The organism is Micromonospora sp. DT201, from assembly GCF_049841575.1.
Taxonomy (GTDB): domain Bacteria; phylum Actinomycetota; class Actinomycetes; order Mycobacteriales; family Micromonosporaceae; genus Micromonospora.
The window spans coordinates 146,282-158,430 of record NZ_JBNCKP010000020.1; the positions used below are offsets into that span (position 1 = coordinate 146,282).

General features: G+C 71.3%; 10 protein-coding genes and 1 pseudogene. 6 read left to right on the forward strand and 5 right to left on the reverse strand.

Features of this window, described 5'->3' with window-relative positions; genetic code table 11:
* Positions 1-219 precede the first annotated feature (219 nt).
* From ACLQ28_RS27345 to ACLQ28_RS27360, 4 genes and pseudogenes are all read right to left on the reverse strand, one after another.
* A pseudogene (locus tag ACLQ28_RS27345) lies at positions 220-567 on the reverse strand (DUF3140 domain-containing protein); the annotation flags it as partial.
* Positions 554-772: a DUF2945 domain-containing protein gene (locus tag ACLQ28_RS27350; RefSeq protein WP_425689122.1), complete on the reverse strand. Its 219-nt coding sequence runs from the start codon at positions 770-772 to the stop codon at positions 554-556. The pseudogene ACLQ28_RS27345 and the gene ACLQ28_RS27350, both read right to left, overlap by 14 nt.
* Positions 773-808: 36 nt before the next feature.
* Positions 809-1,411, reverse strand: coding sequence for a Uma2 family endonuclease (locus ACLQ28_RS27355; protein ID WP_425689123.1), 603 nt, complete (start codon positions 1,409-1,411; stop codon positions 809-811).
* Positions 1,412-1,467: 56 nt separating this feature from the next.
* Positions 1,468-2,274 carry a class I SAM-dependent methyltransferase gene (locus ACLQ28_RS27360; RefSeq protein WP_425689124.1) on the reverse strand — a complete coding sequence of 269 codons (807 nt, stop codon included), beginning with the start codon at positions 2,272-2,274 and terminating at the stop codon, positions 1,468-1,470.
* Positions 2,275-2,786: 512 nt separating this feature from the next.
* On the opposite strand from ACLQ28_RS27360, the gene rpsA reads away from it, so the two are divergent.
* Positions 2,787-4,298 (forward strand): 30S ribosomal protein S1, encoded by a 1,512-nt coding sequence (gene rpsA / locus ACLQ28_RS27365; RefSeq protein ID WP_110563985.1) that lies wholly within the window; start codon positions 2,787-2,789, stop codon positions 4,296-4,298.
* Positions 4,299-4,602: 304 nt separating this feature from the next.
* Positions 4,603-5,784: a dephospho-CoA kinase gene (gene coaE, locus ACLQ28_RS27370; protein WP_425689125.1), complete on the forward strand. Its 1,182-nt coding sequence runs from the start codon at positions 4,603-4,605 to the stop codon at positions 5,782-5,784.
* A 9-nt stretch (positions 5,785-5,793) separates the two neighbouring features.
* On the opposite strand, the gene ACLQ28_RS27375 is transcribed toward coaE, so the two are convergent.
* Positions 5,794-7,929 (reverse strand): hypothetical protein, encoded by a 2,136-nt coding sequence (locus ACLQ28_RS27375; RefSeq protein WP_425689126.1) that lies wholly within the window; start codon positions 7,927-7,929, stop codon positions 5,794-5,796.
* A 299-nt stretch (positions 7,930-8,228) separates the two neighbouring features.
* Between ACLQ28_RS27375 and uvrB the strand changes: the two genes are divergently transcribed.
* From uvrB to ACLQ28_RS27395, 4 genes are all read left to right on the forward strand, one after another.
* Positions 8,229-10,337, forward strand: coding sequence for an excinuclease ABC subunit UvrB (gene uvrB, locus ACLQ28_RS27380; RefSeq protein ID WP_425689127.1), 2,109 nt, complete (start codon positions 8,229-8,231; stop codon positions 10,335-10,337).
* 82 nt (positions 10,338-10,419) lie between these two features.
* On the forward strand, positions 10,420-11,097 hold the full coding sequence (locus tag ACLQ28_RS27385; protein ID WP_425689128.1) for a hypothetical protein: 678 nt from the start codon (positions 10,420-10,422) through the stop codon (positions 11,095-11,097).
* A complete protein-coding gene (locus ACLQ28_RS27390) occupies positions 11,049-11,483 on the forward strand; it encodes a hypothetical protein (RefSeq protein ID WP_425689129.1) in 435 nt (144 codons plus the stop codon). Before ACLQ28_RS27385 ends, ACLQ28_RS27390 begins: the two co-directional genes overlap by 49 nt.
* Positions 11,484-11,572: 89 nt before the next feature.
* Complete coding sequence (locus ACLQ28_RS27395) at positions 11,573-11,941, forward strand: VOC family protein (RefSeq protein WP_425689130.1); 369 nt, start codon at positions 11,573-11,575, stop codon at positions 11,939-11,941.
* Positions 11,942-12,149: the final 208 nt, after the last annotated feature.

Below are 12,149 nucleotides of genomic sequence, written 5' to 3' on the forward strand. Positions count from 1 at the left end.
GGAACCCCGACGAGGTCCCTGCGGTCGGTCCTGCTCGGCGTGGTGGACAGCGCCCTTGATCGCCAGGTCCGCGCTGGGCCCGCTGCCGTGCGCCGACGCCGGCCCAAGATCCGCGCAACTTCGGGGAAAGTGCTGGGTCGCGGGGTTCTGAGGCACCAACTTCGCCGAAGTTGCGCGGATCTTGCCGTGGAGTGACGTGGTGGGCGGGCTCGCGGGCTACTTCAGGGGGTCGTGGCCCCAGTTCATGAGGGACCAGCGCCACTTGGTGTCGCGGACGTTGCCGGAGGGGCGCTGCGCCATGTGCCGGCGTACGTAGCCGACCACCTTGCGCATGTGCTTGTAATCGCCCTCGGACAGGTCGCCGCGTTTGCGCCGCAGCAGGTTGATGATCTTCCGGCCGGAGTCGTGCCCGACGGACTCGCCGCCACCGGAGCGGCCGCCCTTGTGCCAGCCAACCTGCTTCGACTCATCGGTTTCCAGCCACGTGGACAGCTCGCGGGGCTTCATGTTCACCGCCTCGGTGAACTCCCGGAAGGTGTCCCGGCCGTTGCCGTCAGCTCTGCTCATGACGCAGCGCCTCGGGGCGGTGGGCCACGTCGCGGCCCGTTCCGTCACTGCGGACCCGGTACTGCGGGTCGTCGGGCGCCGCGTTCACTGCCCGCCCGCGGATCCGCATCCGCTCGGTGATCGTCCCCTGCACCACGCCGTACGCTCGGCTGCCGTGGGCCGACCAGGAGACGTGGTCGCCCTTGTGGAATCTCTGTTCGGCCATGCCCCTCGGCTACCCGACACCACCGAGGCGAAACGACTACGGGGTGATCTCGGCGACCGGCAGTTTGATCTCGAACGGCTCGGTCAGCTCGATCACGTCTGCGCCGTCGGCGACCAGCTCGTACTGCCGCTCACCGCCCGGCCCAACCCGGTCGCCGATCCGGTACGCGTACACGTGCACCGGGTCTTGCTCGATCCGCCAGTAGAACGGAATGCCGGCGGCGGCGTACTCGCCCGGTTTCGCGAACCGGTCGATCCGTCGCGTGCCGGGCGAGACGATCTCCACGGCGAGGACCACGTCCGCCGGACGCAGCGAGGATCGGGAGGGAGCCACGCCGGCCCGCCGCAGCAGAACGTCCGGCTGTCGGCTGGTATTGGAACTCAGCCCGACTCCGACGGCCTGAACGACCCGGAGGTCAGCCGGCACATGTTGCAGCAGCCAGTGCGCAAGCAGTAACGAGATGTCTTGATGGCCCAGGGTGGGGGAGGGCGTCACCTGGATAACTCCGTCGACGAGTTCGACGCGGGGGGCGTCGTCCGGCAGGGCGAGCAGGTCCTCCAGCGTGTAGTCGGCACGCTGCTGCCGCATCGGATCCGGACACCAGGGGCCAGGTGATGTCGGGATGGGCTCGGCGCTCATGAGTCGAGCCTACCGGCGATCGATGGAATGCAGGTCGGACTGCGGGTGCGACGCGCTCAGCCGGCGGGCTTCTCGGTGACGAAGATGGCGGTGCCGGGGAAGAGCCGACCACGCAACGGGCTCCACTGCCCCCAGATCCCCTCGTGCCCCTCCGGCCACTCCGGTTCCAGCAGGTCCACGAGCCGGAACCCGGCGCTGACCACCTCCCGGATCCGGTCGCCGAGGGTGCGGTGCTGCTCGACGTAGGTGGCCACGCCGGACTCGTCCTGTTCCACGTAGGGGGAGCGGTCGAAGTAGGAGTGCGTTGCGGTCAGCCCGCCCTCGCCGGGGTCGTCGAGGAAGATCCAACGCATCGGGTGGGTCACCGAGAACACCCACCGCCCCCCGGGGCGCAGTACCCGGTGCACCTCGGCGTGCAGGGTCGCCGAGTCGTCCACGAAGGGGATCGCGCCGAAGGCGGTGCAGGCGACGTCGAACGACCCGTCGGCGAACGGCAGGGCGAGCGCGTCGGCCTGCACCAGCGGTACGCGTACCCCGGTGCGGTCGGCGGCCTCGGCGGCGTGCCGCAACATGCCGGCGGACAGGTCGAAGGCGACCGGCCAGGCGCCCTGGGTGGCCAGCCAGCGGGCGGCGGCGGCCGCACCGCAGCCCACCTCCAGCACCCGGCGCCCGGGCAGGTCACCGAGCAGTCGGGCGTCGGCCTCGCGCAGCCCTTCCGGGCACCAGACGAAGTCCACGTCGCCGAGGAACGCGCCGTGCTCAGCCTGGTAGTCGTCGGCGTCGGTGTCCCACCAGCCGCGGTTGGCCCGCCGGGCCTCGGCGTCACCCACCCGGCGCCGGGTGACCCGGCTGTCGTCATCCACGCGCTCACGCTAGGCCCCACCGTGGTCGATCCGCCCGCTGGGCCGGCCCGACCCGCCGAGCGCAAACATCCCACCCCGCGCTTGCCTCGCCTTCGGCATGGTGCCCGGCCAGGTTGTCCGTGAATTCGGGGAGGGATCTCGCCGCCAAGGCGTCAGCAGGCGTCAGTTTCGCTGGCAGTGCGTCCGTCTTGGGCGGTGCTGCTGGGGTTGTTGGGGTCGGTGTGACGCAGGAGACAGCAGGGGTGGTTTCCGGGCGATTGTTCGTCTTTCGCAGGTCGCCGCACGGCGAGAAGCCGGGAGGGCTTGCACGCTGTGGTAATGCGCACGGTAGGCTAGACGATGCGCTCGCGGATCGCGTTGCCTCGGCAGGGAGCAGGTGCGCGGTCGACGGAGCCACATCATGATCTCACTAGGCGATCGTTCGGTGTGCCCGGCGACGGATCCGCTGGCGCGAACAGGTCACTGCGACACCAGCCTGCTGTGACAACCCACCGACCGGAGCAACCGCCCACATGACGAGCAGCATCGAGGCCCCCTCGAGCGCCACCCGGGTCACCCACGACGATCTCGGTTCCGAGGAGGCATTCCTCGCCGCGATCGACGAGACCATCAAGTACTTCAACGACGGCGACATTGTCGAAGGCACCGTCGTCAAGGTCGATCGGGACGAGGTCCTGCTCGACATCGGCTACAAGACCGAGGGTGTCATCCCCTCTCGGGAGTTGTCGATCAAGCACGACGTGGACCCCGCCGAGGTTGTGACGGTTGGTGACCACATCGAGGCCCTGGTCCTCCAGAAGGAGGACAAGGAGGGTCGTCTGATCCTCTCCAAGAAGCGGGCACAGTACGAGCGGGCCTGGGGCACGATCGAGAAGATCAAGGACGAGGACGGCGTCGTCCGCGGTTCGGTCATCGAGGTGGTCAAGGGCGGCCTCATCCTCGACATCGGGCTGCGGGGCTTCCTGCCCGCGTCCCTGGTCGAGATGCGTCGTGTGCGCGACCTGCAGCCGTACGTCGGGCGTGAGCTCGAGGCCAAGATCATCGAGCTGGACAAGAACCGCAACAACGTGGTCCTGTCCCGCCGGGCCTGGCTGGAGCAGACGCAGTCCGAGGTGCGCACCGAGTTCCTCAACAAGCTGCAGAAGGGCCAGGTCCGCAAGGGCGTCGTGTCCTCGATCGTCAACTTCGGCGCGTTCGTGGACCTTGGCGGCGTCGACGGTCTGGTGCACGTCTCCGAGCTGTCCTGGAAGCACATCGACCACCCGTCCGAGGTCGTCGAGGTGGGCCAGGAGGTCGAGGTCGAGGTCCTGGACGTCGACCTGGACCGCGAGCGGGTCTCGCTGTCGCTGAAGGCGACCCAGGAGGACCCGTGGCGGCAGTTCGCCCGCACCCACGCGATCCAGCAGATCGTGCCGGGTAAGGTCACCAAGCTGGTGCCGTTCGGTGCGTTCGTCCGCGTGGACGACGGCATCGAGGGCCTGGTCCACATCTCCGAGCTGGCCGAGCGCCACGTGGAGATCCCGGAGCAGGTCGTCCAGGTCGGCTCCGAGGTCATGGTCAAGGTCATCGACATCGACCTCGAGCGTCGCCGGATCTCCCTGTCGCTCAAGCAGGCCAACGAGGGCTTCGTCGAGGGCGAGGAGCACTTCGACCCGACCCTCTACGGCATGGCCGCGACGTACGACACCGAGGGCAACTACATCTACCCGGAGGGCTTCGACCCCGAGACGGGCGAGTGGCTCGAGGGGTACGACAAGCAGCGCGAGACCTGGGAGAACCAGTACGCCGAGGCTCGTCTGCGTTGGGAGGCCCACACCAAGCAGGTGCAGACCTCTCGGGCCGCCGACGCCGAGGCTGCCGCCAACCCGACTCCGGCCGTTCCGGCCGCTGGCGGCACTGGCGGCGGTGGCACCACCTCTTCGTCCAGCCCGGCCCCGAGCCGGCAGGCCGAGGAGCCGGCCGGCACGCTGGCCACCGACGAGGCGCTCGCCGCACTGCGGGAGAAGCTCGCCGGCGGTAAGTGACCCGCTGAACGACTGAACGACGACGGGCCCCGTCCCCGCGATCTCCGGATCGTTGGGGGCGGGGCCTTCGCCGTGCCCGGGCGGTGGTCATCCCGTGTGGTGGGCGTCGGGGCGTGATCCACTCCAGGTCGGCGACATGGCGGTATCAGCCGGGGGAGACACCGCCACATCGGCGACATGGAGTGGATCACACGGGCCGGACCGGGCCGTGCTGGGCCGTGCTGGGTCGGGCCGGGCCGCTGGCCTGGGGGGCCGCAGCGCGGCGGGTTTGGCGGCTCGGCCCGTGATCCGGTTGACTGGTCGGGTGCTGAGGGTGGGGTTGACCGGGGGGATCGGGTCGGGCAAGAGCGCGGCGGCCGCGCGGCTCGTCGAGCGGGGCGCGGTGCTCATCGACGCCGATCGGGTGGCCCGGGAGGTCGTCGCCCCGGGCACGGGAGGGCTGGCCGAGATCGTTGCCGCCTTCTCCGACGCGGTGCTGGATGCCGATGGTGCGTTGGACCGTGCCGCACTGGGCGCGGTGGTGTTCGCCGACGAGTCCGCCCGCCGTCGGCTGGAGGCGATCACCCACCCTCGGGTCCGGGCCCGCACCGCGGAGCTGGCCGCTGCGGCGGCACCCGACGCGATCGTCGTCAACGACGTACCGCTGCTCGTCGAGGTTGGTCTCGCGCCCACGTACCACCTGGTGATCGTCGTGGAGACGGCCGTGACGACCCGACTGGAACGGCTGGCGCGCGACCGGGGGATGGGTCGCGCGGAGGCCGAGCGGCGGATCGCCGCCCAGACCGACGACGCCCGTCGCCGGGCGGCTGCGGACGTGGTGCTCAGCAACGACGGGAGCCTGGCGGCGCTGCACGACGCCGTCGACGCGCTCTGGCGGCAGCGACTGCTGCCCTACGAGGAGAATCTGCGCGAGCGGCGGGTGGTTCAGCCGGGCCGGGTCGATCCGGCCGGGACCGACGCGAGCTGGCCTGAGCAGTACGCGCGGCTGGCCGCCCGGATCCGGCACGCGCTCGCCTCGGATGCCCTGCGGATCGACCACATCGGCTCGACCGCGGTGCCCGGCCTCGCCGCCCAGGACGTCATCGACGTGCAGGTGACCGTGACGAGCCTCGCCGACGCTGACGGGGCGCTGGCCGACCGGCTGGCGAACGCCGGGTTCCCACGGGTGCCGGGGCAGTGGTGGGACGATCCGCGCCCCGCCGGCAGTGCTCGGTGGGAGAAGCGGCTGCACGGCAGCGCGGACCCGGCCCGCCCTGTTCGGCTGCACGTGCGCGTGGCGGGCTCGCCGGGCTGGCGGTACGCGCTGCTGATGCGCGACCACCTGCGTGCCGACCCGGATCAGCGGGCCGCGTACCTGCAGCTCAAGCGGGACCTGGTCGACGCGGCGCCGGCGGCCGGCGACTCCGGAACGGCCCGCGACCCGTGGTTCGACGAGGAGTACCTGCGGGCCGAGCAGTGGGCCGCGCAGACCGACTGGCGGCCCTGAGGGTCACGGTCAGCGGGTGCCGGGCCGGGCGGTGCTGGGCCGAGGGCTCGCGGTCGGGCGGGGCACCGGGGCCAGTCGGGGCACCGGGGCCAGTCGGGGCACCACGGCCGGGTGGAGGTCCAGTTGAGCCCAGGCGTTGGCGCCGGTGTGCAGCTCCAGCCGCCGTAGCGACCCGTCGCGGTCGATCCAGTAGCGCAGCCGCGCGTCCGCCGGGCCCATCTCGACGACGTCAACGGTCCGTCCGGCGGCGACATCCTCGCGTACCCGCACGGCCGCACCGCGAAGCCCGACCGACCCGGCGGTCGCTGCGGCGTCGACCAGCAGGCTCAGGTCGTCTCCACCGGATCGGGAGACCCGCCACGCCCCGGCCGGGGGTGGCAGCGGCGGCCGGCCCGGCGTCTCCGCCGTGCCGCCCCCGGCGGCAGCCGCCGGCAGGTCCGCCCGGGCCAGACCGGCGGCGTCGCGTCGCAACAGGGTCCGGCGATCCGGTACGCCCAGATCGGCAACCGCGAGGTACGCGGTACGCGCGGTCCAGCTCAACCAGCCGGCGCCCCGCAGGTTCGTGTCCGTGCCCGTCGGCGCGGTCAGCGTGACCGTGGCACCGCCCTGGGCGCGTAGCCGGGCCGGCATCCGGGCCAGCCGACGCTGCTCGACGTCGGTCAGTGCGCGAGGCAGGCCGGGCCGGCCGCCGAGGGCATCCACCGGCCAGAGCGTCGGCCGGTCCACCCGGTTGAGAATCACCGTGACCGGGCCGACGCCGGGCAGCCGGGTCACCAGTTTGTGTAGCCGGGCGTCCTGGTCGAGCCAGTACCGGGTCTGCCCGTCCTGGTCGGTGCCCGCCGACGCGGCGTCCGCCGTGGATGCCGCGGTGCTGCCCGGTGTGGTGCTGCCTGGTGTGGTGCTGCCCGGTGTGGTGCTGGCGGCGGGTGGTGTCCCGCCGGGCAGCGGTGCCTGCAGAACGTCCACCGGGCCGCCTGCCACGGTGTCCCGGGCGATCCAGCGCGCACCGCTGCCCGGCACCGTCTGGGTCGGGTCCGGGCGGTCGGCGGCGAGACCGAGGAGCAGGTCGAGCACCGGTGCCAGGCCCGTCCCGGGCACCAGACGGTGCAGCCGCCAGCGGTCTGTCGGAGGCACCAGCGGGGGTGCGGCCGGGGTGGGCACCGCGCCCGGGTCGGGCCGGATCACCAGCACCGAACCAGATCTCTGCAACAGCCCGCGTTCGGCACTCGCGCCCGGCCCGCCCACGTCGAGGTAGAGCAGTGACCGCGACCAGTCCACCCAGCCCACCAGTTCGATCCGGGTGGCGTCGACGCCAGCGGTGACGCGTACCCCGGCGCGGAGGTCCCGCAGGTTGGTGACCCGCGCGGCGGCCAACCGCTCGCCCTCCGCGAGGGTCAGCGGCCGGGCCGGCTCGGGCGGGTCGGGCGCCCAGCTCAACAGCCCGAGAACCAACGCTGTCGCGGACGTCACCGCCGTCAGACCGAGCAACATCAGCACGGTACGTCTGCGATGGCTGGCCGAAGCCGGACCTGCGGTGTGGGCCGTGTCGGCGGCTGGGTCGGCGATGGCGTCGGAGCGCGTGGTGGTCGGGGACTTCCCGAGGCCCCGACGGGCGGCGGCGGTTCGGCGGGCGGCGGCTGGCCGGTCGTTGTCGCTGAACCGGTCGTTGCCGGCGGGCCGGTCAATGTTGGCAGCTCGGTCATTGTCGGCCCGTCGACCGGTGGTGGGTCGGCCGGTGGTGGATCCGCTCCCGGTGTTCCGGATGGTCGCGGAGGCGCCGGCCGAGCCGGTGCGGTGACGCCCGGTGCCGAGCCAGCCGGTGCCGACCCGCTCGGTGCCGCGCTGCCCGGTGCCGCGCTGCCCGGCGCCGACCCGCTCGGTGCCGCGCTGCCCGGTGCCGCGCTGCCCGATGCTGAGCCAGCCGGTGCCGACCCGCCCGGTGCTGAGCCAGCCGGTGCCGTGCCGCCCGGCCGTGGGTGTGCCGGACCTCCCCGCGGTGGGTGTGCCGGACTTCCCCGCGGTGGGTGTGCCGGACTTCCCCCTGGCGGGAGTGCTGAGCTGCGGGGTGTCGGAGTCGGTGCCGTCCGGCCGGGGCGTGCCCCTGGGGGTGGTGGCGTCGGGCGACGGGGTCGGAGAGGTGTCCACGGAGATGAAACGGGCGGGGAGGCACCAGGGTGACGAGCAGGGGCGCCCGCGGCGGCCGGTCTGCGCCTCGAGCGCGACCACACGGGTGCGCACGCCGGACGAGCCGGGTGCTGCGACCGCAGTGCCGGGGGCAGCCGGCCGTGATGACGGCCAGGCCACCGGCCCGGTCGGCCGCCGCGAGCGGCCTACATGGAGAGGGTAGTCCCGGTGACATGTGCCACACAATGGGAATATTGAAGCCGATCACGTACGTGGCGTGACGGCCGTTCCTGTCGGACCTCCGGCGTACCGTTGTTGGCATGGCGCTCGACATTCCCCGGCTCGACAGCCGCTTCCAGGTCGTCAGTGAGTTCCAGCCGGCCGGCGATCAACCGGCCGCCATCGACGACCTTGAGCGCCGGGTTCGGCGCGGCGACCGCAACACCGTTCTGCTCGGTGCGACCGGCACCGGCAAGAGCGCCACCACGGCGTGGTTGATCGAGCGGTTGCAGCGCCCCACCCTGGTGCTCGCCCCGAACAAGACGCTCTGTGCGCAGCTGGCCAAGGAGTTCAGCGAGCTGCTGCCGCACAACGCGGTCGAATACTTCGTCTCGTACTACGACTACTACCAGCCTGAGGCATACATCCCGCAGACCGACACCTACATCGAGAAGGACTCCTCGATCAACGAGGAGGTCGAGCGGTTGCGGCACTCGGCGACGATGTCGCTGCTCACCCGCCGCGACGTGATCGTGGTGGCGACCGTTTCGGCGATCTACGGCCTGGGCACTCCGGAGGAATACCTCAACCGGGCGGTCCGGGTGCAGATCGGCCAGGAGCTCGACCGCGACCAGTTGCTGCGCCGGCTGGTCGACATCCAATACACCCGCAACGACATGGCCTTCCAGCGGGGCACCTTCCGGGTTCGCGGCGACACGCTGGAGATCATCCCGGCGTACGAGGAGCTGGCGATCCGGATCGAGCTGTTCGGTGACGAGGTGGAGAAGCTCTACTACCTCAACCCGTTGACCGGTGACGTGGTCCGCGAGGTCGACCAGCTGGTGATCTTCCCGGCGACGCACTACGCGGCCGGTCCGGAGCGGATGGAGCGGGCGATCCGTGACATCGAGGTGGAGCTGGCCGAGCGCCTCGCTGAGCTGGAGCGGCAGGGCAAGCTGCTGGAGGCGCAGCGGCTGCGGATGCGCACCACCTACGACATCGAGATGATGCGGCAGGTGGGCTTCTGCTCCGGCATCGAGAACTACTCGATGCACATGGACGGGCGGCTGCCCGGCAGCCCGCCGCACGCCCTGCTCGACTACTTCCCCGACGACTTCCTCACCGTGGTCGACGAGTCGCACGTGACCATCCCGCAGATCGGCGGCATGTACGAGGGCGACGCGTCCCGCAAGCGGATGCTCATCGACCACGGCTTCCGGCTGCCCAGCGCGGCCGACAACCGGCCGCTGCGCTTCGACGAGTTCCTGGAGCGGGTCGGCCAGATGGTCTACCTCTCCGCGACCCCCGGCACCTGGGAGATGGAGCAGGCCCAGGGCGAGTTCGTCGAGCAGGTCATCCGGCCCACGGGTCTGGTCGACCCGGAGGTCGTGATCAAGCCGACCAAGGGTCAGATCGACGACCTGATGCATGAGATCAAGCTGCGCACCGATCGCGATGAGCGGGTCCTGGTCACCACGCTGACCAAGAAGATGGCCGAGGACCTGTCCGACTATCTTCTGGAAAACGGCATCCGGGTGCGCTACCTGCACTCGGAGGTCGACACGTTGCGCCGGGTGGAGCTGCTGCGCGAGCTGCGCAAGGGCGACTACGACGTGCTGGTCGGCATCAACCTGCTCCGTGAAGGTCTGGACCTGCCCGAGGTGTCGCTGGTGGCGATCCTCGACGCCGACAAGGAAGGTTTCCTGCGCAGCGGCCGGTCACTGATCCAGACCATCGGTCGGGCCGCCCGAAACGTCTCCGGTCAGGTCCACATGTACGCAGACAAGATCACCCCGTCGATGGCGGCGGCGATCGACGAGACCGATCGGCGCAGGGCCAAGCAGATCGCGCACAACGAGGCGCACGGGATCAGCCCGGAGCCGTTGCGTAAGAAGATCCACGACATCCTGGACGACATCTACCGCGAGGCCGAGGACACCGAAAACTCCCGGGTCGGGGGCGCGGTGCGTCAGCTGTCCCGTGGCAAGGCGCCGGTCAAGGAGACCCGCAGCCGGAGCCGGTCCGCCGCCACCACCACCTCGCGGGAGGGGATGGCCCGCGCCGACCTCGCCCAGCTCATTCAGGAGCTCAACGACCAGATGTTGGCCGCCGCTCGTGAGCTGCAGTTCGAGCTGGCGGCGCGGATCCGTGACGAGGTCTCCGACCTGAAGAAGGAGCTGCGCGGCATGGACGCCGCCGGCGTGAAGTGACGGCCACCCGGCTGGCCGCGACGAGCGTTCCGCTTGGGCGCGGCCAGCCGGGGCACGCGGAGGGCGGGCGAGGTTGACGGCGGTGGCACCGGCCGGGGAGATGGTTCTTGGGCTGCCCGACGTCCGGCTGCGTCCGTTCGTCGACAGGTACGTCGGCTATCGGGAACGGGCCGACGTGCGCCGGGAGTCGGCGGGTGTCTTCGTGGTGCTGATCCTGGGCTGGGGCGCTCCGCTGGACGTGACCGACCCGCGCAGCGCGGAGCGCGGGGCCACGAAGGTCGACTCGTTCGTGGCCGGCACCTTCGACGGCTGGTGCACCACACGCACGATGGGTGTGGGGGAGGGCGTCGAGTTGCTGCTCGCCCCGCTGACCGCCCGCCGGCTCCTCGGTCTGCCGCTCAGCGAGCTGACCAACCGGGCCGTTGGCGTCGGGCAGCTCCCGGGCCGCTGGCTGGATCGGCTGCGCGGCCGGCTCGCCGAGGCGGCGGGTTGGCCGGAACGGTTCGCCCTGCTCGACTGGGTGCTCGCCGGTCGGCTGGCGTCGTCCCCGCCGGTGGATGCCCGACTGGACTGGGCGTGGCGATGGCTCGTCGCCAGCGGTGGGCAGGAGGGTGTGTGGGGGTGCTCGCCGACGAACTGGGTTGGAGCCGACGGCACCTCGCGTCCCGGTTCCGGCAGGACGTCGGGCTGCCGCCCAAGATGGTCGCCCGGTTGCTGCGCTTCCAGCAGGCGTGCGCGGCGCTGGCCGACGGTGGCGTAACCCTCGGGCCGAACGCGGGGGCGGGTGCCGGGCCGCCGACCGGTGCCGGGCATTCCGCGTCCGGTGCCGGGCAGTCCGCGTCCGGTGCCGGGCAGTCCGCGTCCGGTGCCGGGCAGTCCGTGTCCGGTGCGGGGCAGTCCGTGTCCGGTGCGGGGCAGTCCGTGTCCGGTGCGGGGCATTCCGTGTCCAGTGCGGGCCAGTCCGTTTCCGGTGCCGGGCAGTCCTCGTCCGGGGCCGGGCAGTTCGGCGCGACACGGGCCATCGACTGGGCCGCGGTGGCGGCAAGATGCGGTTACTACGACCAGTCCCACCTGATCCGGGATTTTCACCAGTTCGCGGGGGCGACTCCGGCCGCGCTGCTCTCCGCCCGGTCGACGGACGGCTGACACCACTCGGCCGGCACCACTCGGTTGACGCCGCGCCGAGGTCACATTCGTCCAATCCGGAGCAGGGCCACCAGCCGCAGAATCAGGTCATGCGAACCGTCTATCCCGTCTTCCGTTACCCCGATCCCCGCTCCGCGATCGACTGGCTCTGCTCCGCCTTCGGTTTCCAGGCGCATGCCGTGCACGAGGCGCCGGACGGCTCGGTCGCGCACGCCGAACTCGTCCTCGACACCGGCATGATCATGCTGGGCGGTCGGGCCGACGCGACACCCAGGTTGATCCACGACGATCCTCAGGACTACGTGGCGGTGCCGGACGTCGACGCCCATTGCGCTCGGGCCCGCGCGGCCGGTGCCGAGATCACCCAAGAGCCGTTCGACACCGATTACGGCTCCCGTGACTACGCCGCCCGCGACCTGGACGGAAACGTCTGGACCTTCGGCACCTACCGGCCCTGACTAGGCGCATTTGTCCGTTTCGCCCTCACTCTGGGCCTGCCGCCCAGTTCGCCAAACCCGACCACGTGCTCACCTATGGGGCAATTCGGACATGATCGACTCCATGTCGCCGATGCGGCGGCATCCTGCCTCGGCGGTTTCAAGCGGCGGTTGCAACCAGGTGTTTGTGGAGTACTTCGGCCGGATTATGCCAGTCGAGGGTTTTTCG